Annotated in this window: 16 protein-coding genes and 1 pseudogene; 6 read left to right on the top strand and 11 right to left on the bottom strand. The window is 60.0% G+C overall.

The window, feature by feature from the left end; all coding sequences use genetic code 11:
- Nucleotides 1–99 precede the first annotated feature (99 nt).
- The 3 genes from ACVW1C_RS40975 (at nt 100) to ACVW1C_RS40965 (ending at nt 3460) form a co-directional block, all read left to right on the top strand.
- Nucleotides 100–339, top strand: coding sequence for a hypothetical protein (locus ACVW1C_RS40975; protein ID WP_028133081.1), 240 nt, complete (start codon nt 100–102; stop codon nt 337–339).
- A gap of 262 nt (nt 340–601) precedes the next feature.
- The gene (locus tag ACVW1C_RS40970; protein ID WP_080672090.1) at nt 602–2665 is read left to right on the top strand and encodes a copper resistance system multicopper oxidase; all 2064 of its coding nucleotides are present in this window, start codon (nt 602–604) and stop codon (nt 2663–2665) included.
- 9 nt (nt 2666–2674) lie between these two features.
- On the top strand, nt 2675–3460 hold the full coding sequence (locus tag ACVW1C_RS40965) for a copper resistance protein B (RefSeq protein WP_028133083.1): 786 nt from the start codon (nt 2675–2677) through the stop codon (nt 3458–3460).
- A 94-nt stretch (nt 3461–3554) separates the two neighbouring features.
- On the opposite strand, the gene ACVW1C_RS40960 is transcribed toward ACVW1C_RS40965, so the two are convergent.
- The 4 genes and pseudogenes from ACVW1C_RS40960 to ACVW1C_RS40945 form a co-directional block, all read right to left on the bottom strand.
- A complete protein-coding gene (locus tag ACVW1C_RS40960) occupies nt 3555–3992 on the bottom strand; it encodes a c-type cytochrome (protein WP_028133084.1) in 438 nt (145 codons plus the stop codon).
- 22 nt (nt 3993–4014) lie between these two features.
- Nucleotides 4015–4695 (bottom strand): methyltransferase family protein, encoded by a 681-nt coding sequence (locus ACVW1C_RS40955; RefSeq protein ID WP_028133085.1) that lies wholly within the window; start codon nt 4693–4695, stop codon nt 4015–4017.
- Complete coding sequence (locus ACVW1C_RS40950; RefSeq protein ID WP_028133086.1) at nt 4692–4946, bottom strand: DUF2933 domain-containing protein; 255 nt, start codon at nt 4944–4946, stop codon at nt 4692–4694. Before ACVW1C_RS40950 ends, ACVW1C_RS40955 begins: the two co-directional genes overlap by 4 nt.
- A gap of 611 nt (nt 4947–5557) precedes the next feature.
- Nucleotides 5558–5856 (bottom strand): annotated as a pseudogene (locus ACVW1C_RS40945) (metal-sensitive transcriptional regulator).
- Between the two features lie 53 nt (nt 5857–5909).
- Here ACVW1C_RS40945 and ACVW1C_RS40940 point away from each other — a divergent pair.
- The 3 genes from ACVW1C_RS40940 to ACVW1C_RS40930 all read left to right on the top strand — a co-directional run bounded on the left by ACVW1C_RS40940 (nt 5910) and on the right by ACVW1C_RS40930 (nt 12975).
- Nucleotides 5910–8318 (top strand): heavy metal translocating P-type ATPase, encoded by a 2409-nt coding sequence (locus tag ACVW1C_RS40940; RefSeq protein ID WP_028133088.1) that lies wholly within the window; start codon nt 5910–5912, stop codon nt 8316–8318.
- A 425-nt stretch (nt 8319–8743) separates the two neighbouring features.
- A complete protein-coding gene (locus tag ACVW1C_RS40935) occupies nt 8744–10012 on the top strand; it encodes a type II restriction endonuclease (RefSeq protein ID WP_250173146.1) in 1269 nt (422 codons plus the stop codon).
- Between the two features lie 518 nt (nt 10013–10530).
- A complete protein-coding gene (locus ACVW1C_RS40930) occupies nt 10531–12975 on the top strand; it encodes a patatin-like protein (protein ID WP_319335186.1) in 2445 nt (814 codons plus the stop codon).
- A 758-nt stretch (nt 12976–13733) separates the two neighbouring features.
- On the opposite strand, the gene ACVW1C_RS40925 is transcribed toward ACVW1C_RS40930, so the two are convergent.
- From ACVW1C_RS40925 to ACVW1C_RS40895, 7 genes are all read right to left on the bottom strand, one after another.
- Nucleotides 13734–14906 (bottom strand): LPD7 domain-containing protein, encoded by a 1173-nt coding sequence (locus ACVW1C_RS40925; protein WP_028133090.1) that lies wholly within the window; start codon nt 14904–14906, stop codon nt 13734–13736.
- Complete coding sequence (locus ACVW1C_RS40920) at nt 14890–16836, bottom strand: type IV secretory system conjugative DNA transfer family protein (protein ID WP_028133091.1); 1947 nt, start codon at nt 16834–16836, stop codon at nt 14890–14892. The genes ACVW1C_RS40925 and ACVW1C_RS40920 overlap by 17 nt, the downstream gene beginning before the upstream one ends.
- Complete coding sequence (gene virB11 / locus ACVW1C_RS40915) at nt 16802–17833, bottom strand: P-type DNA transfer ATPase VirB11 (RefSeq protein ID WP_028133092.1); 1032 nt, start codon at nt 17831–17833, stop codon at nt 16802–16804. The genes ACVW1C_RS40920 and virB11 overlap by 35 nt, the downstream gene beginning before the upstream one ends.
- On the bottom strand, nt 17830–18975 hold the full coding sequence (gene virB10 / locus ACVW1C_RS40910; RefSeq protein ID WP_028133093.1) for a type IV secretion system protein VirB10: 1146 nt from the start codon (nt 18973–18975) through the stop codon (nt 17830–17832). The genes virB11 and virB10 overlap by 4 nt, the downstream gene beginning before the upstream one ends.
- An 11-nt stretch (nt 18976–18986) precedes the next feature.
- Nucleotides 18987–19838 (bottom strand): P-type conjugative transfer protein VirB9, encoded by an 852-nt coding sequence (virB9, locus tag ACVW1C_RS40905; RefSeq protein ID WP_028133094.1) that lies wholly within the window; start codon nt 19836–19838, stop codon nt 18987–18989.
- Nucleotides 19835–20506: a virB8 family protein gene (locus ACVW1C_RS40900; RefSeq protein ID WP_028133095.1), complete on the bottom strand. Its 672-nt coding sequence runs from the start codon at nt 20504–20506 to the stop codon at nt 19835–19837. The genes virB9 and ACVW1C_RS40900 overlap by 4 nt, the downstream gene beginning before the upstream one ends.
- A gap of 343 nt (nt 20507–20849) precedes the next feature.
- On the bottom strand, nt 20850–21836 hold the full coding sequence (locus ACVW1C_RS40895) for a type IV secretion system protein (protein ID WP_028133096.1): 987 nt from the start codon (nt 21834–21836) through the stop codon (nt 20850–20852).
- Nucleotides 21837–21847: the final 11 nt, after the last annotated feature.

The raw sequence follows: 21847 nt of genomic DNA, 5'->3' as shown, positions 1-21847 counted from the left end.
TGCAAGTCTGGAGAAAAAACAAGAATCGCCGCGAGTTCCAATACTATCATCAACGTTCAAGCGAACCGCCGTCTCGTCGGCGGAAACATGGGAGGGAAAATGGGGCCCGCATTGCCGCAGCTTTGCGCGCTTGGACAAGCGATCTGCGTCCTGATCGCGCCAGAGACCACGTACAAGGCCAACTGGCAGGTGTACCAGAAAGGGCGTTCGGTCGAGGTCCTCTGCGTCGAAAATCCGACCCAGAAGCCCGCCTACGTCGTCTCGCGACCGCAATCCGAGAGGCCGCCGGAAATCGAACTTGAGGACGGGCTAAAGTTCTGCTCTCAGCTCGTGTCGTAGGCTGGATGCCGTCTAGGAAGTGGCCAAAAAAGCTTGCGCCGCAGATGCTGGCGGAAAGTGATCTTCGGCCGATGCCCATGCGGGTTGACGCAGATGTGCTTGCAACGCTTCGGCACACATCTATGAATTAGCCATGACCTCAGCCTGAAGTATGGCGCGCTGGTCACAGTGTCGGAATATTAATCCGCGCAGCTTGTACAACGAACCGGGTGTGCAAGTCTGGAGAAGGATACGAACCGCTCCGAGTTTCCGGGAGACCCCCATGCAGTCGTTGCTTCATCGCTTGCCGCTTCGCCTATTCCTGCTAGGCGTCATTCTCACGATATCGGGCGTGCAGGCGAGGGCTGGGACCTACAATCTGGTCCTTGAGCGTCGCGCGGTAAACATTACCGGCCGTCCGGCCGCGGCGATGTTGATCAATGGTCAGCTGCCAGGACCGCTGCTGCGTTTCAAGGAGGGCGAGAATGTCACGATCAATGTAACGAACCAGCTCGACGAACCCGCATCCATTCATTGGCATGGCTTAATCGTTCCGCCGGAGATGGATGGCGTGCCCGGCATCTCGCCCGGTTACGGCAATGGCATCCAGCCGGGGACGACATTCACCTATCGCTTCAAGGTGAAACAATCGGGAACGTACTGGTACCATAGCCACTCCTCCGGCGAGCAGGAGCAACTCGGGATTTACGCGCCGATCATTATCGAGCCTCGGCAGCCGGACCCTTACCGGTACGACCGTGACTACATCATCATGATGTCGGATTGGACCGACGAGGCCAGTCGCGTGATCCATAACTTGAAGATCGATAGCAGCTGGTACAATTTCAACCGGCGCACTCTGGTCAGTCTGTTCCAGGAGCTTTCGCAGGCGCCGGACGAGCAGGCAAGCAAAGCTATCATCAACGACCGCATCGCCTGGTCCATGATGCGAATGGATCCGACCGACATCTCGGACGTGTCGGCCTATACTTTCCTGGTCAACGGCCGAACGCCCGAGCAGAATTTCACGGCTCTGTTCCGCCCCGGCGAACGCATCCGTTTGCGCTTCATCAATGCCTCGGCGATGACCTACTTCGACGTCCGCATTCCCGGCCTGAAGATGACAGTGGTCGCCGCCGACGGAAACAACGTCGAACCCGTGCGCGTCGATGAGTTTCGCTTCGGCAATGCCGAAACTTACGACGTGATCGTCCAGCCGACGGAAGACCGCGCTTACACCATCGTGGGCGAACCGATGGACCGCACCGGGTTCGCGCGGGCCACCCTGGCGCCGCGCCCCGGCATGATCGGCGGCCTGCCGCCGCACCGGCTTAGACCCCTGGTGTCCATGGCCGAGATGGGCATGAATTTGGGACCCAAAGGACAGGATCGCGGCACGCGGCAGCCCGAGCAGGATTTGCCAGGCCATGTCGCACCGGAAGATCCTGTCGCTATGGAAATTGGCATGGGGGGCATGTCCTCCGGTGGCGGGATGAGCGGCATGCAAGGAATGAAAGGAATGCCGAAGGGCGTCCCGACGAGCTCCGGTAGCGCCCAGCACACTGGCCACGCGGCGAGCGCCCCGCGATCCAAGCCCAGCAAGCCAGCGAAATCGCCAACCGTGCCGGGCATGGACCACGGCAAGATGCCCGGAATGAGTTCAGCGCCTACGCAAAGTACCAGCGAGGCGCTGGCACAAATGTCGGGAATGGATCATGGAGCGATGAAAGGCGGTTCGCAGGGCGCAAGCCGAAGATCTCGGATGTCGCCAGCGTCGATGCCATCTACTGGGCTTCAGACTGGGCCGCAGGCCGATGCCTTGCGCGGCGGCGAGGACATGGCCAGCGTCCCGGTCACCTCGGTCAACATGGACCCCGATCCACTGACCAACGATACCGGCGCGCCTCCAGGCACCAGAGTTCTTTCCTATCGCGATCTCAAGGCGATCGATCCCTACCCATACAAGCGCTACGACCGTATCATCGAAATCCGTCTCACCGGAAACATGCAGCGCTACTTCTGGTCGATTAACGGCCGCAAGTTTAGCGAGGCACAGCCCATCGTGCTGCGCTACGGCGAGCGTGTCCGATTCCGGTTCATCAACGAAACCATGATGAACCACCCGATGCATATTCACGGCACCTGGTTTCTGCCTGACGTCGGCAATGGCGCGCGAAGCCCAAAAAAGCACACGGTCAACATCAAGCCAGGCGCGACTGTCGACGTCGATGTTCCGGCCGATGCCGAAGGGCCTTGGGCCTTCCACTGTCATCAGCTCTACCACATGGAAACCGGCATGATGCGCAAGATCGAGGTCGTGCGCGAGACGGCCTCGGCCGCAAAATAGGAGGACGGAATGCAAAAATTGCTTTCCACCTTGGTCGCAAGCGGAGGTCTTATTCTTGCGACGCTGTCGATCGCCTCAGCGCAGTCATCAACCAACTCGCTAAAGCCGAACTATTCTGACCTGAGCGTCCCACCCGTCCCCTACTATCAGCCAATGTTCCCAGATCAGCAGCCATTCGGCAGCATGCGGTTCGAGAAGCTGGAATGGAACGGGCCCGGGTCGAACGCTCGATGGGACATGGAAGCCTTCGTCGGGGGGGACTACGACAAGTTCTTCCTGAAGTCGGAAGGCTTCTATGACGGCAAAACGAGAAAGCTCGAAGAAGGACAAGTGCAGCTACTCTATTCGCGCCTCATCAGCTATTATTTTGATGCACAATTCGGCATTCGCCAGGACTTTTCGGCCAAGTCCAACCGCACCTATGCCACCATAGGCGTCGAAGGATTGGTCCCATTCTTCATCGAGATCGACGCCGACCTCTACATCAGCCAGAAGGGCGAGGTCTCAGCCGCGCTCACCGCCTTTCACGATGTTCTGATTACCAACAGGCTTATTCTGCAGCCTCGCATAGACCTCAAGCTGCAGGCGCAGCGCGTCTCCGATCTCAATCTCGGCAGTGGATTCACCGATGTCGAGCTGGGTGCTCGGCTACGCTATGAAGTTACTCGCAACGTCGCCCCCTATATCGGCGTCGTATGGGACCGCAAGCTCGGAGAAACAGCCGGTATTGCGAGGGCCAACGGAGAGGCTGTCGGCAGCCTGTTTGTTGCGGGCGGCGTTCGCGTATTGTGGTAAAGCAAGATCGAACCAGGACAGCTTGTAGAAATCCCGAAGCTTCAACCGGCTCTCTTCGACTTGGTCACTTGAAATCGAACCTGCAGCTGGTGCCTTACATGTGATGCGACCGATATTTGATGCCGTTTGCGATCTGGAGCTCTCGAACGTATCGCACGATGGCCGCCACCTGATCCTCACGGACCTGGGGTTGCGGCGGCATGTTTCCATAGGGCCAGTGATGCTGCCTCACGCCGAACTTGGCTGCCGAAAAAAATGCGGGATCCGCATGGTGCCCGGGATTGTAGATGTCATGAACAAGGGGTGGACCCTTCTCCGTCCCCGAGGCCCTCATTCCATGACAAGTTGCACAATTGGCCTCGAATAAGGGTTTGCCCTTTGTGGCCAATGCGGACAGCTCGGGCTCGGTGACCTCCACCTTAACAGATCGCGGCGGTCCGGCGGAGGACATCATCCACAACACAGCCACTGCTGCGACGAGCATTGCCGCGCCGAGGGCAAATTTGATATTGCCATACCGGACTTGCTTCATGACTTGATCTGGCTCTCTCGGATTATTTTATCAGCCGTGGCGGAAAACCGCCAGCCGATTGGCCCAGGATGCGGCTGAGCTTCGGAATGAATCCGGGCACCTTGGCCGCATATCTTGCGTATGCCTCGCCAAATGCCGCTCTGGCATCCTGCTCTTCGGCCCACGCAAGCTTGACATACATCATTGTCAAGACCGGAAACATAGCGAGCGTGAGGATCGTCGGCCACTGCAACAGGAAGCCGCACATGACCATGATGAAGCCGACATACTGCGGGTGCCGGACATAGCTGTAGGGTCCCGTCGTTGCGAGCGACCGCGATTGCTGCACATCATAAAGGACCTTCCACGCTGCAGAAATCAGGATGAAGCCGCCGCCGATGAAGACGAAGCTTAAGATGTGAAATGGACCGGCGTGCGGATTGGCCTTCCAGCCAAACATCATTTCCAGGAGGTGACCCGCATCGTGCGAAAACCAATCCACGTCGGGAAACCGCGACTGCAGCCAGCCGGACAGGAAGTAGATGGTCAGCGGGAATCCATACATTTCCGCGAACAGTGCCACCAGAAACGCGCTGAATGCGCTGAATGAGCGACAATCCCGAGGTGTCCGTGGTTTGAAGAACGTGTAAGCAAAGAAGATGAAGATCGCCGAATTGACGATCACAAGGCTCCATAGGCCGTAGGCAGGCGTGGCCTCGTTCATGACGCTCTCCGATTGTCCTGCTGACTGTCAGTGCCGTCATGGCCGTGCCCACCGTGCACGAAAACGTGCATCAGCGGACAAGCCAGCAAGGGGAGCCAAATCAGAAGCCCGAGCACGTGTGCGCGGTGTTCGGTGAACAGCAGGACACCTGCGACGATCAAAAATCCGATCACAACCAGTCCGGCGCGCGATTGAAGTGACAAACCCTTCGGCGGCTGTGCCTGGTGATCGGAACGCTCCTGCAGCGACATCGTAAACTCCTGCTACGTAAACAGTAAACAGTATGCTGCAGCGGAAGTCTTGATCGATATCAAAGGCGCGAACCGAGAGGAACGATCCGCCCACCTACGGGCTTCCGTTGTCCCGAAAAGAGAGTTTCCGGTCGCCCGCCTCGCGTCGAACATGCAGCTACATCATCGGGAATTTCTGGCTCGTTGATATCTCCAGACCCGCCTGCTCGGAGATGGCGCGAAGGAGTAGCCCGGCGGCGCCATAGGAATTAAAGCGAACGCAGAACTCCCGCCGTCCTGCGGAACCGACAGCTCATGCGCGCTCTGCCTCGCCTCGTTTGGCCAATACCGCCTATCCGAAATGGTGACACCTGCGTAAGCACTTGCCGTTGCTGTTGCCAATGGCAGTGCCAGCAACAGAGTTCTGACTGTGTGCTTGAACATAACCCGGCTCCAACTCAACGCGCCGACCGGCAGCTTTTCGCCCAAGGAGGCGATCCACGAATGCCAAAATGGCAGGAACCAACCGAGTTGCTTGTCTAGCGGCATTCGCGGCCTGCGGATCCCACTGCGGCGGCAGGTATTTCATTAAATAACATAGTCCAGGTCCGATGGGCGTCTTTGATCCGGGATCAAGCATTCGTGACCGTCGCTCGTTTACTATCCGCCCGGCCGACGACTTCCATCAGTTCCGCGATCTTCGGCGCTGATCGGCTTGTCGCCGCTGCGGATGGCGTGTTCCACGCAGTGGGCGACGTGATCCTTCAGGATTTCTTCTTCTACACGACGAAGCGAGGAACGCACGGCTGAGATCTGGGTAACGATATCGATGCAGTATCTGTCCTCGTCGACCATCTTTCGCGAGCCCGTGAACTTGGCCTTCGATGCGGTTCAGGCGTTTCTGACAAGAAGCCTTGATGTCGTTCATCATGAGCCGTACGTACCCCCCACGGGTACATTCCGCAAGAGATGGAGTAGATGATGATGTTTGAGCAGGACGCCTCAGGTTTGGAAAAAGCGCGCGGAAGCTGCTGCGGACAGTCTCACTCCACCTCCCAGGAGTCCGCAGATCACCATCGTCACGATCCAGCGCAAGGCCCGACCGTGGATCCTGTCTGCGGGATGTTGGTCGATCCCGCCACGGCTCGTCACAAGATCGAGCACGACGGACAGACCTTCTACTTCTGTTCGGAGCGCTGCCGGGCGAAATTCGCGGAAGATCCGGCGACGTACGTTCACCGCGAGACGCAGCAAGCGACCCCTCCCGACGCGCCGGAAGGCACAATCTACACATGCCCGATGCATCCGCAGATACGCCAGTTCGGGCCGGGCAACTGCCCTATCTGCGGCATGGCGCTCGAACCCGAGCTGGCAAACGCGGAAACCGGTCCGAACCCCGAGCTGATCGACATGACCCGGCGCTTTTGGGTGGGCCTCGCCCTCTCGGTCCCTGTTGTAATCCTTGAGATGGGCGGTCACCTCATCGGCGGCCATGGCTGGATCGATCAGACGCTTTCCAACTGGATCCAGTTGGTCCTTGCAACGCCGGCGGTGCTTTGGGCGGGCTGGCCGTTCTTCGTGCGCGGCTGGCAATCGGTCCTGACACGCAATCTGAACATGTTCACGCTGATCGCGATGGGCATCGGGGTCGCGTGGGTCTACAGCGTCGCCGCCACCGTTGTCCCGGGTGTCTTTCCGGCCACGTTCAGAGGGCAGGATGGAGCGGTAGCCGTCTACTTCGAGGCGGCTGCGGTCATTACCGTGCTGGTCCTGCTTGGCCAGGTGCTCGAACTGCGGGCCCGCGAAGCGACTTCAGGCGCGATCAAGGCTCTTCTCGACCTCGCGCCGAGGACAGCCCGTCGTATTCGCTCTGACGGCATGGACGAGGAGGAGGTCCAGATTGCGGTGTTGCAGCCAGGTGATCGCCTTCGCGTGCGGCCGGGCGAGAAGGTGCCGGTCGACGGTGAGATCGTCGAAGGCAGATCCTCGCTCGACGAGTCGATGGTTACCGGCGAATCGATGCCCGTCACCAAGGAGGTCGGCGGCAAGGTGATCGCCGGCACGCTGAATCGTTCCGGCGGCTTCGTCATGCGCGCCGAAAAGGTCGGCAGCGACACCATGCTGTCTCAGATCGTTCAGATGGTTGCGCAGGCCCAGCGCTCCCGCGCTCCCATCCAGCGCTTGGCCGACCAGGTTGCAGGCTGGTTCGTCCCGGCCGTCATCGTCGTTGCTATCGCGGCCTTTGCCGCCTGGGCGGTCTACGGTCCGGAGCCCCGCTTCGCCTTCGGCCTCGTCGCCGCAGTCAGCGTCCTAATCATCGCCTGCCCCTGTGCTCTCGGTTTGGCCACTCCGATGTCGATCATGGTCGGTGTCGGGCGCGGCGCTCACATGGGCGTCCTGATCAAGAACGCCGAAGCGCTGGAGCGCATGGAGCGCATCGACACCATCGTGGTGGACAAGACAGGCACCCTCACGGAGGGCAAGCCGAAGGTCGTGGCTATCGTGCCCGCTGGCAACTACTCGGAGGCCGAAGTGCTGCAGCTCGCGGCCAGCGTGGAACGCGCGAGCGAGCACCCACTTGCGGACGCGATCGTGAACGAAGCGAAGGAGCGAGGCATCCAGATAACTGACGTCCAGGACTTCGACTCGCCCGTCGGAAAGGGCGCGCTGGGAGCTGTCAATGGCAAGAAAGTTCTGCTCGGTAACGCCAGCTTCATGCGCTCGCAGGGAGTGGATACTTCCGCCATAGAAGCCGAAGCCGAGCGTCAGCGCGGCGAAGGCGCCACCGTCATCAACATGGCCGTGGACGGCAAGCTCGCCGGCATCCTCGCCATCGCCGACCCGGTTAAGCAGTCCACACCGGAGGCGCTGCGGGACCTTGGGGCCGAAGGCGTCAGGGTCATCATGCTCACCGGCGATAACCGCACCACGGCTCAGGCGGTCGCACGCAGGCTGGGCATCGGCGACGTCGAAGCTGAAGTCCTGCCGGATCAGAAGAGCGCAGTCGTCGCCAGGCTACAGAAGGAAGGCCGGAAGGTCGCCATGGCCGGAGACGGGGTGAACGACGCGCCGGCGCTGGCCGCCGCCGAAGTCGGAGTGGCGATGGGCACAGGGACGGACGTGGCGATGGAGAGCGCAGGAGTGACGCTCCTGAAGGGCGATCTGAACGGGATTGTGCGTGCACGGCGTCTCTCGCGCGCCACGATGCGCAACATCCGCCAGAACCTGTTCTTCGCCTTCGTCTACAACGCGGCGGGAATTCCGATCGCAGCCGGGGTGCTCTACCCGACGTTCGGTCTTCTGCTGACACCGATCGTCGCCGCGGCCGCGATGGCGCTCTCCTCGGTCAGCGTGGTGGGCAATGCGCTGCGACTACGAACTGTCCGAATCTGAAACTAGCCAGCCCTGCAAGTTTGCTCGAAGAAAGTCTCGTTCCGTGGATCTTTGTCGGCGAGGACGTACAGCAAGAACCCGAGCGGCCCATGTAGAGCGTGACCAGGATAAGCCCCACTTCATAACTGTCGGGCCGGGATTCCCCGCGAACTGGTCGTAGGCACATAGGCCGTAGATGCCAGCGCGAGCACGAACCAGACAATCAGAAAACAATCATACGGTAGGGCAATCACGGCGGCTCCGAAGCGCTGATTGACATCGTTCCCGTCGGCATTGTTCCTCTTAGAGTTGGTGAGCACCGGGCAATCAAAGAGCCAGGCAGCGGAGGCGACTTGACAAGGCCTAAGCCCACCGATGATCTTGTCTATTCGCGAATTGATTGGTGATCGACTTAGACAGGCAAGAAATGTCCAAGGGAGAGTGGGGTGGCTGATCTCCTGCGCGTATTGATTGAACGTTGGCGTGATGATCCGGAATCAACCTATCGAAGTTGGTTTCTCTGGGACGAGCGACTCAAGAATTTTCGATCGATCCGGCGGGGCATTGCGCAGGTGGTCGAGGAGATCGAGGCCGGAACTTTCGGCAACGTCTACAGGGGCTCCTCGCTGGAAACGATCGTAGGCTCCATTGCGGAGCAGCGGCAAATATTCAAAGGCGCCGATCATGCCTTCCTTTGGAAGCCTAAGCTGCGCATTCCGGATATCTATGAGGATGCGCAGAACCAGCGGGCCTTCGGTCGACTGCTCCATCACTGCTCGTGTTGCAGCACCGAACAGGAGTTGATCGAGGGAATCGAGACAATCGATCGGTTGGCCATCAAAGGGCTCGGTCCGGCGGTCGCAAATCTGCTTTACTTCCTGCACCCTACCCTGATGTCGCCGTTCAACACCGCCATCGTCAATGGCTTCAATGCTGTCACCGGTTCGAAGGTCAAGCTCGGACGCTGGGATCAGTATCTGGCGATGCGAGCCGGCATGTTGCGGCTGAACCAGACCCACCGCGATCTCCTGTCGAACGATCTCGGGGCAATCGCGGGCTTCCTCTTCGATATCGGTATGGGACGTTACTCCGCGCCGCCGGTGGCCGAAGGAGATGCGGCGCGCGATGCGTGGTTCGCAGAATTGTCGAAGGCACGGGATACAGCCAAGAGACTACAGGGATCGATCGCCGCCGCCCGAGAAGGCGATCGCACGCACACGGAAATTCAGGCGTGGCTCAGGGATTTGGGGCTAGCGCTCGGCTACAAGGTCTGGGTTGCCTCAAACGATCGTGGGCGCACCCACAATGGTGGCATGCTGGCCGCTGGCTGCCTGGAGTGCCTTTCGCCGTCGATCGAAAGCTTGTCGGGGGCGGACTCGATCCGACTCATCGACGTCCTTTGGATCAACTCGGATGGCACGCGCGTGACGGCCGCTTTCGAGGTCGAACACACGACCTCTATCTACTCGGGGATCGTTCGCATGCTGGATCTCGCCTTAAGCAGCGACCTGCACGCGACGGGCGGTCTCTTTCTGGTTGCCCCCGATGCGCGTGAAGAGGAGGTTCGGGCACAACTTCGCCGCCCCGCTTTCAGTCGCGTAGCGGATTTGCAGGTACGCTTCTTGCCTTACGGCGAGTTTGAAAGGCACAGGGAGGCAATCGCGCGGTTCGGGAGCGGAATGAAAGGCATTCAGGCGATTTCGCGCATACTTTGACCGGCACCGGCCCCAATCGCGATCCGATCGGCTCCCGGACGTCCCGGGCTAAACCACTCAAGCGATCACCATCCGGTTGACGAGCGCCAGCCTGTTCGAGAGATGGACCTTGTTAAGGGCCGGCTGAATCTCGCCCAAATGAGCTCCTCTGCCAGCTATGGCGCAATCCGCTTCAGACCCCAGCTCGCTCTCCGCCGTAACATCTCTGCCACCTCATTCGGCGCCCGACGAGCCTTCCGTGATTCGTTTCATCGTCAATTCGCTCGTCGGCTGTCCAATGAGGGGCAATTCCTCATGACTCCTGAGGGGGCAAGTTTCATGGCGCGACGGCCAGTGTAGGATTGCGAGCCGCATTCGTGCCTGCCCGGGAGGATGTTGCCGACGAAAGTCGGTTAAGAGCTGCCCCGGATTTCCCGACGCAAGGCTTAAGTGTGCGCCAGTTGTGGAAAAAACCTTACCTCTGTGTCGCTAGGCAGCTATTGTGAAGGGTATCGATACTTTCAAGATCGGAAAAGAGTTTGCGCGAAAAAGAACTCCGCATAGCGCTTGTTTGCTTTGGCGGTGCCTCGCTCGCTATCTATATGCATGGGATCACCAAGGAGGTTCTGAAGCTCGCCAGGGCTTCGAGCGCTCTTCATTCCGTTGCCAACCGGAAGAAGCGCTCGAGCGTCGCATTCGCAGATGTCCGCGATGCCTCCGACCCCGAATTTGATACCGAAAGGATCTATTTCGACCTTCTGCGCGACGTCGGTCGAACGGTCGACCTGCGAGTCGTGGTTGACATAGTTGCTGGTGCCTCTGCGGGGGGAATCAACGGGGTCATGCTGGCACGTGCACTGAGCCATGACCTGCCCCTGGGGAGATTGCGCGACCTCTGGCTTGAGAATGCCGATATAACTGAACTCCTGGCATCCGAAGCAAAGGCAAGTAGATTCAGCAAATGGGTTCTTCGGCCGCTTTTCTGGGCAGCGGGTCTAATTGGAAAGGGGCTCGTTAGAGACCCGGAGGTGCGTTCCAAGCTGTCGCTGTTCATGCGGTCTCGCTGGTTCGAACCGCCGTTTGATGGTCCGAAGATGACGGCTCTGATGTACGACGCGGTGGCGGCGATGGGAAGGCCACGGGAGGAGACGTCGTCTCTGCTTCCTCCAGGTCAGGGTCTCGACTTATTCGTGACCTTGACTGATTTCAACGGTCATCAACGAAGCATGCCGATTCACAGTCCGCCGATCATCCATGAGCGCGATCACCGTCACCAGCTTCATTTCAAATATCGGCGGAGCGCAAGCGGAGCTATCAAGAGCGATTTTGACATGACGAATGCGCCCGCACTAGCTTTCGCCGCGCGCGCAACATCATCAATTCCAGGAGCCTTCCCGCCGGCGCGCATTCTGGAGGTCGATCAGCTACTCAGAGACCGCTCTATTATTTGGCCGCACCGCGCGGATTTTATGGTCAGAAACTTCGAAAATTATGCGCAGATGAATGTTGACGCTGCGTCCGTGCCCTTCATCGATGGCAGCGTCTTGAGCAGCCATCCGTTTCGCCAGGCGGTCAGCGCCATCCGAGGCCGCGCCGCTTATCGTGAGGTAGATCGACGGGTCGTTTACGTTGATCCCAATCCCACACCAACGGGCTTAGCTGCCCATCACGGCCTGCCGGGGTTTTTCTCGACATTGAAAGGCGCGATGTCCGAGATTCCGTTGTCCCAACCTGTAACCGACGAGCTTGGCTGGATAGCCGACTTCAACGAACAAGTGCGGCGGCTCAGATCGATCGTGGATAGCGCTCGTCCTCATATCCGGCGAGTTGTGGAGGAAGTCGAGGCCTTCGACTGCGAGGGGTCGGACAGCGCGGCTCAGATTCGCGGTTGGCGCGAGCAGGCAAACGAGAGGGCCGCTCGCGACGCGGGCTTCGCATACGATGCCTATGTGCGTCTGAAGCTCGCCTCGGTGCGAGATTTCATCAGCCGAATGATAATGGAGATACGCGGCGTTCGTATGGAATCGCCGTTTGCACGGTCGATCACGGAGATCATAGACGCCTGGGCGATCCGCGCTGGTGTAATATACGAGCCCGCAGACAGTTCGTCTGTGCGTGGAGTTACAGGCGGTGAGATCATCCCGAAGTGGATCGCGTTTTTGCTTACATTTGACATAAGTTATCGAAAGCGCAGGCTACGGTTTTTGATTGAAGGTCAAAATCGCCTTTCCCAAATGCTCGGTTCACAAGAGTTCGATGGGCTAGACGCCGCCAGCGTCGACCGCTTGAAACGTAAGTATTACGAGTGTGCCGAGGCGCTGGAGCGGAGAGAGACGGAAGCCAGCGTCAGCGCGACCACGCGCAATCTGGTCGAAGACATCTTTCGGGCAGGTCCATCTCCGGCTGAAGTCAAAGAGATATCCAAATTTGCGCAGTCGTTTGTGACGCGACATAAGGATCGGATTGATCTCCTCATCGAGCACTTGGGCTCGGACGTGGACCTCAAATCCACTACCTCGGACCTCGACGTTCTCCTTGCCGAAACCGAGCGGTGGCCACCGCGTGCAGCGCATGAGGTCCTGGTGAATTACCTCGGGTTTCCCTTCTGGGATATTGTGACGTTTCCGGTCATGCCGTGGCGCGAAGTTGGGGAGTTCAATGAGATCCGGATTGATCGCATCGCCGCACAGGACGCTGTCGGCATCAACAGACTTGGTACATTCCGGCTAAGGGGAACTGGCTTTAGTCAATCTGCAGCGTTCCTGTCGCGGGCTTACCGTGAGAACGATTACCTACTCGGCCGCCTGCATGCCATGGACCGTCTGATCGATATTGTTTCCGAGGCGGCCGGTCCGGACTCTCAAACTCCAGCTGCCATAGCGGCAGCCAAGAAGCGAGGATTTCTCTGTATTTTGGATGTGGAGGAACGCCACCTACCCGCGTGCGGGAAACTGATTGCTGAACTAAGGGCTGCGCTCACCTGAGACGAACCCAACGATCCAATGATGCGGGATGGTTGACTGCGATATGAGATGCTCAATGAAACTCGCACTATCAGCGTTCGCGATGCAAAAATGGACCGACTTGGACTCGACGATCTCATGTGCCGATTGGACTTGGCAATGCCAAACTTGGCCGAGCTGACCGTCGTCAACCCCCTATCCTTAAAAAAAAGTCCGCCCCGGGCGGTTAGACCGAGATGGTGAGTTGATATAACGAAAGCGGTTGCGGGAGCCGCTGTCACATGCGCTTCATCAAGCTGGTGGTATCTCGCGGTCTCGGTTATCCGTTCGACCGACAAAAGCTGTGTAGGAAAGGCACAAAGGCAAAGGGCCTGCTTGCAAAAACGGCTTTCTGGTAGTCACCCCCCCCACGTCGGTCAGTTTGTATCTTACAGATCTGAATGTCATCCGCGACCTGCTTTCGCGTGATTTGTCCAAAGGCCGATGAGCATCTTGCCGTAATGACGACGCCCACGCCACAGGTGACTCTCGGCGAGGCTCGTGTGCGGCTGAGCAAAATCTCGTCTGGCTTGGCCAGGCCTATCGGCGAGCCCAATTGCCTGGGCCTCCCTGGTCAGTGCGGGTTCTCGACGGTTCGGCAATTCCCGAGGGTCAGTCGGAGTCTGCGGTGCGCGGAATCATTGCGTCCGATGAATTATCTTCGAAATGTCAGATTGTGAATCCGCGCGACGACGTGACGTGATACAAAGTCGAAAGATTGATTGCATGAACTCGCGCATTCAGCGCTCTCGCTCTTGCAGCCTCACTCGTTCGCCGCCCCGGCTTTGCCGGACCTCTTCTTTGTTGCGCCCCGATTGCTGCCGCTCTCCAACGGGCTCCATGACGGTTGCTCGCGCAAACGAGTGCCCCTGCTCGAGGCGTTGGGCGATGCGCTCCTTGGCGAAAGCCAGAATGCTCTGGCGAGCATTCTCATCGTTCGGCAGAGCGCGTTCGACAAGCTTGTTGATGACGACAATCTGGGATCGGGCCGCGAGCAGGTCGGAATCATGCGAGGCAGCCGGTCGGTCTGCACGGCGCGCCTCCACCGTTACACTCCACCTGTTGCGCCACATCTGGCGCCGTTCAATGCCAGCGTTTCCTGTGGCGGTGTCTATGGAGTTGATCGTCCTGATGATGGGTTCGACGCCATCCCTGCGCAGAGAGATGCGGTCGCCAGGCCTGGCGCCACTATCTGCGACATCAGTTACAACGCCGACGCCCCACACCTGATGTCGCCGGCCATCGCCCAGTTCGATGGCTACATAGGTTGACGGCTCCGCGTCGGGTCGGTTGCGGTAGGGGCCAATACCGACCTCCATCAGACGTCCGGAAACGCCCTTGTCGTAATCGAGCCTATCCGCCTTGGTTGACCTGTCGGAGGTCGAGCGGACCCCTACGTCGTTGGTCCGGGGGTGGGCTCGATCCCATGCGACTCGTCGGTCAGCGAGCGCCTGGCTGTCAAGCTCGTTTGGCTGATAGCCCTTCACGTCGATCCCGCGTGCGGCAGCCTCCAGCCAAGCCTCGCGTCTAAACTCGACAGAACCACGGACGTGAAGCGCCTCCCACTGGCGATGTTGTGCCACGCTGACCATATCGCGGATCACCTCAATGGCAGCTAGGCGGGTGACCAGGCGATCGTCAGTGGCCTTGAACGCGAGGTACTCTTTCCGCTCATCGGCATAGAGCCGCGCTTCCCGGGCGGATCCATCCTTTTCGGTTTGACTGGCCACCACGTAATATTTGCGGCGGATGCGATCGGGGAGAGCATTGTCGAGACCTTCCGTGGAGGAAGACTTGTCAGTGGCGGCCTTGCTTCCGGAGTCATCGCCCCTCTTGTCTCTGTTCGAAGAATCCGCGGCGCGGCGGTGCCGTTCGAGGCTGAACTCGTTGCTATCATCATGTGTGTCGCTCATGCTGCTGTTCGCTCCGCTTGCGGCCGGGCCGTCGCGCCGGCGGGATGGCCTGGGCGTCGATATAATTCAGAACCCAGGCCTTCATGTCGTCTTCGGAAAGGCCTTCGAGGTCCACATCCACGTCACCGAAATCAAAACTGGCGCCTGCAGGAATCGTGGAGGGATCGGCCACCTCCTCGTCGGTCATGGGTCGTGCTCGGAATACCGCACGCAGCTCGGCGATCTCGGAGCGCAACTCCTTGATTTCGGCGTCGAGCAGTGCATTTGAACGCGCTTTGGGCATCTTGGGGACAGGCGCCGGCAGCAATCGCTTCAGAAAAGACTTGTCCTCGTAGTAGATGATCTTATCGGCGATGATTGGCGGAATGCCGGTGCCAAGAATGAAGGCCTTGGACTTCGGAAGAAGCTTGAGTTCTTGTGGCAGCATGAGGGCGCGCCGGTGCTGGGACACTGTTTCGCTGATTGCACGCATCGCGAGCCCTTTTGGTCCGCTGCGGCTGCGGGCGTTCACGGTCTCGTAGCCGATGCGCTCCGAGAGCTCATTCGCCACGTCCTGCTCTTTCGGGGCAAACACGACCTCGACTGCGTGGTTAGTCATGAAGTTGCGGGCTGCGTCGATCCCGTAGATGGCGCGCAGCTGCGCCGGGCTCTGGACGACAGTGAGAAGGCGGATGCCGTAGCCGGCGATGAAGGCGACCGATTTTGCCAGCACATTGACATTGCCGAGCGCCGGAAATTCGTCCATCAGCAGCAGTACCTTGCGATTGAGTTTGGGGTTTTGTTCTGGCAGCTCCCGAGTATTGAGATCGACCACCTGCTGAAAGAACAGGTTTAAGAGCGGCGCCATGCGGTCGAGATTGTCAGGTGTCACCCCAAGGTAGATCGACATGGGCTCTTGGCGAAGCTTCCGCAGGTCAAAATCATTGGTCGAGGTTGCGGCATCGATGCGGGGATTGAGCCAGAGGCCGAGCCGTGCCGTCACGGTCTTGCGGACCGAGTTCAAGGTGTTCTCTGAGGCAGCAAGGAAGTCGTTCAGCGCTGTGATGCAGTACCGCGAGAGCGGTGAAAGACCCGCCTTACGGTCGGCGATGATCTTGTCGAAGTGGGCTTTCAGATCCTGGGTCGCCGACAGCTGGCGCAGGATCTCGCCGATCGTCAATGGCAAGCCCGGCGTTTCCGCGACGTACCCGCCGATCGCCACAAAGGATGAACGAGCGGCCTCAAACCAGAACGGGTCCCCGCGGCTCTCGGCCGGAAACAGCATCACCGCAATGCGCTGTAGGTCGTCATACAGGTCGGCGGGATCGCTGCGCACATATCCCAGCGGATTGTAACGCGCAGTACGACCGTTCTCGTCGAGCGGATCGAACAAATGGACCTCCTGCCCGTGGCTAGCGCGAAAGCCGGCCGAGCGATCCCAGTTCTCCTTCTTCACATCCAGCGCAACAACCGAATCCGGCCAATTGAGCAAGTTCGGAATGACATAGCCGACCCCCTTCCCCGCGCGCGTTGGGGCATAAAGGAGGACGTGCTCCGATCCGCCGAAGCAGAGCATTTTTCCATCCTTGCGGCCGAGCAGTAGACCCTCTTTGGATCGCAGGCCGGCAGCCCTGATCTCGCGCTCGGATGCGAAACGGGCTTTGCCGTGAAGGGGAACCGGACGGTGCCGGAGGATGGCGCCGAGCAGGCCAAAGACTGCAATCAAGCCAGCGAGGGTCGACAGCGTCAGCCAACGGTCGAAGCGCGGATCCGTGCCATAACGCGGCCAGCCTGTGGCGATCTCCGACCAGTGGAAGCCGCCATCGTGGAGTCTGAGCCCGAGCAGCAGAACGTTCGAGGCGACCAGCAGGAAAACGGCGCCGGCCGCGAGCGCCAGCGCCGTGCCGAGGCCGGTCTTAACGGGCGTGGTCGCGTTTGCGAACGGGGTCATAGTAGATTTCCGAGATGCGGTAGCGGCCGTTACGCTTCTGCATCTGCACCACCACGTCGACCAGATGCAGCAAAAGCGAACGGATATCGTCGCGGTGGAGGTCACGTCCCTCCGCACTCTCTTTGGCCAGCAAGGTCATCTGTTCGAAGGCAAGGCGAGCGCTGTCGGCGTGAACCGTCGTGATCGATCCTGGGTGCCCCGAATTCACATTCCTGAGATAAAAGAAGGCGGTGCCGTCGCGCAGCTCCTGCAGCAGAATGCGGTCAGGCCGCATGCGCAAGGACGATTCCAGGAGTTCGCGGGGGCCGATCTTGGCCACACCCTGCCCATCCTTGGCATAGAGCAGCCGGACGCAATTTTGATGTGGGATGACCAGCTCGGCGGTGTCTTCGATGGTGATGAGCCGCTCGTGCTCCGGGATCGCCGCAATCAACGCCTTGGATAAAGTAGTCTTGCCCGACCCGGTTGCTCCCGAAATCAGGATATTGCGACGGGTGCGCACCGCAAGCTCTAGGAACTCGCGCCAATGGCCGGCTTCTTTCAGGGCCAGCAGTCGATGCTCGTCGGCATCCAGGTCGTCACTCGCGGAGCGGACCGCATCAAATAGCTCTGCCCGCTCGAGCGCTTTCAGGTTCATGGTCAACGATGAGGGCTTGCGGATCGTGAGACTGATCATGCCCGCCGGGACCGCGGGTGGCACAACGATCTGACAGCGCTCGTCGCCGATCAGGCTGGTCGAGACCACCGGGTATTCCGGCCCTATATCCTGTCGGGTGTGGCTGGCGGCTGCGGTTGCAAGATGTGAGAGGTAAGTTTGCGTGAGGGCAGCTAGCTCATGCCGGGTCCAACCGTCAGTCCCCTCCACGAAAACCTCGCCCGGACGGTTGACGACGATTTCAGTGAGGGTGTCGTCGGCTAGGTATGGAGCCAGCGGCTCGAGGTACCGCGCCAGCACCAACCGTCCGCCATCGTGATTGCCCGATGTGCCTGCGCTCATTTCGTCACCACAGCCGGACCCACGATGCCTCCGGGGAGGGTACGGTCGAGAATTTGGGTGCGGCTCTCGATCCGCTTGAGTTGGTAGACAGACGAGAAATCAAGATCGCGCGCGACAAAGATATTCACGAGCTCGCCTTGGTTCTTGCTCAGCGTCGGCGGGATGTTGATGGACTGCTCGACGGCGATGCCGGCGGCGGTGTTGCTCGCACCAGCAGTGTTGTTGATCTGGATTGAGCCGTCTTGCAATTGCTGCCGCCCGATCGAGGAGGCATCGCTGACGATCGACAGCAACAGCGCCGAACCGAAGCGCTCCCAGAAATGCGTGTCGATATCGCCGTCGAACCCTGCGCGGCCCAGTCCATCCGTGGCAGGCGAGGCCAGCGCCACGATCACGCCCGTCGGCGTCTTGGCGCGCGCCCATAGCACAAACATCCGTTTGGAGCCGCGCCGGACATTGCCACGATATTCCCCGACGACTTGCGTGCCCTTTTCCATCAGCACCACGTTGCCGGAATCTGACATCACATCGCGCAATACGACGCAGGAGACGAAGCCAGCCACATCTGAGGACATCGCGGTCTCGAGTACGCAAGGGATCGACGTGCCCTGGGTGACGAGAAGATTGCGATTGGGAAGTCGGGCTGCGCGCACGCCTTCGATTGGCGTGGGTTTCAGCTTGTCCGCAAGCTCGTTCCGTGGCTCGGCCCGCCCAAAATCAAAGGGATCGACCGGGACGCTTCCGGTCAGGCCATCACGGGGCGGACGCCCCGATGCGACCGGCCGGTTATAGGCCAGTACCGGCGCGCGCCGCGCGCTTTCGAGCATCTGGTCCGCAGCGGATACGGCGGCCGCCGGTGTGACAGCAATAGGTGCGACCGGAATGGACGCGGTGGTGATGGGTGCGGCAGGTGGCTCTGCGGCGGGCTCGAAGGCGGCCGCCTGGCGGATCATGAGCTTGCGGGCGGACTCGCCGACCGGCTTGTCGCTTTTCCAGGTTCCCCAGATGACCAGAAAGGCGAATGCGGAGAGCGCTAGCGCGCCGAAGCCGCGTTTGAGCATCGCTGTTCGACCGTTGTCCCCACCTCCAACCGGGGTAATGCCGCGCTCGCCGGCAAGCGTCTCGTTCTCAAGCTCGGTCATGTTGCGCCCGCCTATCGTGCCTTAAGGATTGGAGATGGCCTCTTCGCCCGCCGCTCGATCGAGGGGCTCGTGGTGTTGGTGCCGGGATTGACGCCGACAGCATCGAACGCTTCATTGAAGATGCAGAGCACGATGTCGCCCTTGCGCAGCCGAAACTCGCGGGCAGTGGCGTGGACTACCACAAGCTCGCCGCGGACATCTTTAGGGACGAGACTTTCAGAGCCGTCCGAGTTGATCAGGTAGATCGCCGGGATCTCCCGATTGCCAGCAAAGCGGAACGTGGTCTCCTTGCCGTCGTCGAAGACGGCTTCGGGTTCGAGGTCGATCGAGCCCTGGGCCGAAAAACGCCAGTTGCGCGCGCCGTAGGCATGGTGCAGGTCAAACGTCTGATCGATCAGCGCGCCTTCCCGCTCGGCGCCCCTGGCAGCGGCCTCGATGCGCCGACGCTCGATCTCGTCGCCTGGGTAGGCGAAGCGGACGACGAAGTAGCTGTCGGCCAGCGTCGTCTCGGCGATCGACAACTCGAACTGATAGGAGCGCTTGCGTCCATCGGGCCGGGTGGTGACGACCTGCAGATTGGTCGGTGGGTGCTTTTCGCGCGGCTTGAGGAACAGGATCGAACCCGCCGGTGCAACTTCCCATGCGATGGCGTCACCAATGGCGACATGGGCGATTTCCTCGTCATCGGCAAACACGACCTGGGTCGAGGCGCGAATGACGCCATTGAGGCGGACCACGTTGGCTGGGTCATAGGTCACGGTGCGTACGCGCGCATCGTGTTGACCGGGCGCCGGCTGCTGCAGCGCCAGCACCGGTGCCGCAAATCCAAGAGCTAAAGTCATCAAAAGCGCAAAACGTTTCATGGCACGACCTCCGGATCGGCGCGATATTCTGAAACCAGAAAGCCGAGCGGATTGATCAGACGGTCGGCGGACGACATCGGTGCGTTGGCGTAAGAGAAGGTTAGGGTCGAGACCCAATGGGTCACATGGGTTTCCTCGCCCTTGCGGGTCTCTTTCATGAACCGCACAGATGCGACATTGTCGGCCAGGAGTGAGATCGCTTTGATCCGGACGGTGGCAACACCAAAACGGCCTTGGACGACCTGTGGGCTTTCGGGATTCGACCCACGGTACCAGGCTGCGAAGCGGGCTTGTTCGCCCTGCCCGGAAAGCAGCGAAATCGTCCGAAAATTGGTTTCGGCTTCCGGATAGCTGTAGCCTTCACGCGCGCGAACGTAGCGACCAAGGAAATATTTGGTCACCGCTTCGTCGTATCGCGCCGGCGTCGAATTGAGGGCGGAGACAGTGTCCACAATGCCAGTGGCATTGTCGACCCGGATCACGAACGGCTCGACTGTCTTCAGCGGCGCCAGCGCTGCGACCGCTCCGACCGAGGCGATCGCCAGTGCGCAGGCGCCCGCGGCAATGACCCAGGCTATTCGCCGCGAGCGATGGGCCGACAGCAGGAGATCTTGTTCCCATCGCCGCGAGTTCTCAAAGTAGGCTTTCAGATCATCATGCCCGACCATCTCACGCCTCCCTGCCGCAAGTGCGATACGAGGCCGCAATGTTGGTCCAGCGGCCAGACGCGGCGAGATGGGTCGAGGGTACGGAGGAATTGCCCTCGCCCTTCCGAATGATGGGTGCGGATGGCGAAGCTGGTGGCTCCGGTGTCGCCGGCGGCGCGCCGGACTCCCAATCCCACAATGAGCGGTTAAGCGGCCGCCGCGCCGTACCGTCACATGACGGCGGTCCCTTTGACCAGGTCCCGCAGCCGCCAAGCTGGCATGCGATGACGCAAATGATGGATAGTCGACGCCACATCGTTCTGATGCCCCTGTCTTGCTTGTCGCCTGGTGCCGGCGACCTTGCTTACGCAGCCGTGGTCCCCTGGGATTTCGCACGCCGGATGCTGCCGCCCTGGCGGCTCGCCCGTATCGCGGCGAGACCGCGGCTGGCCGACCAGCTGGCGCCAGCGTAGGCCCCTCCCGCCGCGGCCGTGGCATTGGCAATCAGTGGGTTTGTGACCAGCCGGCTTGCGAGCGACGCCCCACCTCCGGCGAGACCGCCTGCGATGGTCGGCAACTGAAGCGCGATATATCCGGACAGACCGAGCACGGCACTGATGGCGACCGCGGCGACCACCATCTCGCCCGCCGTTCCTGCGTTGGCTCCAAACCTGTCGATGAAGCCGCTGACGGTGGACAGCATCAACCCGACCAGTGCGACAACCAGGACCAGCAGGATCACGAAGTTCGCGAGCTGCCGAAGCCAGGCTTCTGTAAACGGGCGCGTTGCCTCAAATAGTCCCAGCGCTATGAAGATCGGGCCGAGTGCGATGACGACGCCTAGACCAACCTTGGCATAGAGCAGGATAGCGAACTGTAAGAAAGCACCGACTGCCACAAAAACGAGAAGAATGCCCGCAATCAGTGCCGGCGCCACATCGGTGATTCCCGCTTGATCGTAGATCTTATTGGCGACGTCGATTCCTTTGGAGAGAAGTTGATCGAAGGGCGCTCCCGAACTGGTATTTAGCCCTGAGCCCGCTAATGCATTGCCGATTTCTTTCGGCAACGAGTCGAAGAACAGACTCGTGACATATTGCTGAAACGCGCTGGAATTCGTCGCCAGCAACACCACGACCACGATCCGCATCGCCCGCCAGGCGAATTCCATGATCGGCTCAGAGATCGCGCCGCGCATCACGGCAAAGCCGTAGAGAATGACGTAGAGCGTCACTGCGGTACGAAGTGGACCGTCGATGTAGGTGGCGAGATTCGAGACCGACGTCGACACGAATGCCGTGATCGGTTGCTCGAACTCCTTCAGGAAACTGTCGAAGACGTTTACGGCCATCGTGGCGGTCC

It is taken from the genome of Bradyrhizobium sp. USDA 4011 (assembly GCF_054063415.1).
Note: the sequence above shows the minus strand (reverse complement) of the source record. Positions and strands in the feature narration are given on the sequence as shown.

Excerpts from the sequence above, each read along its gene's own strand:
- ACVW1C_RS40895 (WP_028133096.1), bottom strand. The coding sequence starts at position 21,836 with ATGGCCGTAAACGTCTTCGACAGTTTCCTGAAGGAGTTCGAGCAACCG.
- ACVW1C_RS40975 (WP_028133081.1), top strand. The coding sequence starts at position 100 with ATGGGGCCCGCATTGCCGCAGCTTTGCGCGCTTGGACAAGCGATCTGC.
- ACVW1C_RS40940 (WP_028133088.1), top strand. The coding sequence starts at position 5,910 with ATGTTTGAGCAGGACGCCTCAGGTTTGGAAAAAGCGCGCGGAAGCTGC.
- ACVW1C_RS40950 (WP_028133086.1), bottom strand. The coding sequence starts at position 4,946 with ATGTCGCTGCAGGAGCGTTCCGATCACCAGGCACAGCCGCCGAAGGGT.
- virB9 (WP_028133094.1), bottom strand. The coding sequence starts at position 19,838 with ATGAAACGTTTTGCGCTTTTGATGACTTTAGCTCTTGGATTTGCGGCA.
- ACVW1C_RS40965 (WP_028133083.1), top strand. The coding sequence starts at position 2,675 with ATGCAAAAATTGCTTTCCACCTTGGTCGCAAGCGGAGGTCTTATTCTT.
- virB11 (WP_028133092.1), bottom strand. The coding sequence starts at position 17,833 with ATGAGCGCAGGCACATCGGGCAATCACGATGGCGGACGGTTGGTGCTG.
- ACVW1C_RS40900 (WP_028133095.1), bottom strand. The coding sequence starts at position 20,506 with ATGGTCGGGCATGATGATCTGAAAGCCTACTTTGAGAACTCGCGGCGA.
- ACVW1C_RS40960 (WP_028133084.1), bottom strand. The coding sequence starts at position 3,992 with ATGAAGCAAGTCCGGTATGGCAATATCAAATTTGCCCTCGGCGCGGCA.
- ACVW1C_RS40925 (WP_028133090.1), bottom strand. The coding sequence starts at position 14,906 with ATGAGCGACACACATGATGATAGCAACGAGTTCAGCCTCGAACGGCAC.
- ACVW1C_RS40970 (WP_080672090.1), top strand. The coding sequence starts at position 602 with ATGCAGTCGTTGCTTCATCGCTTGCCGCTTCGCCTATTCCTGCTAGGC.
- ACVW1C_RS40955 (WP_028133085.1), bottom strand. The coding sequence starts at position 4,695 with ATGAACGAGGCCACGCCTGCCTACGGCCTATGGAGCCTTGTGATCGTC.
- ACVW1C_RS40920 (WP_028133091.1), bottom strand. The coding sequence starts at position 16,836 with ATGACCCCGTTCGCAAACGCGACCACGCCCGTTAAGACCGGCCTCGGC.
- virB10 (WP_028133093.1), bottom strand. The coding sequence starts at position 18,975 with ATGACCGAGCTTGAGAACGAGACGCTTGCCGGCGAGCGCGGCATTACC.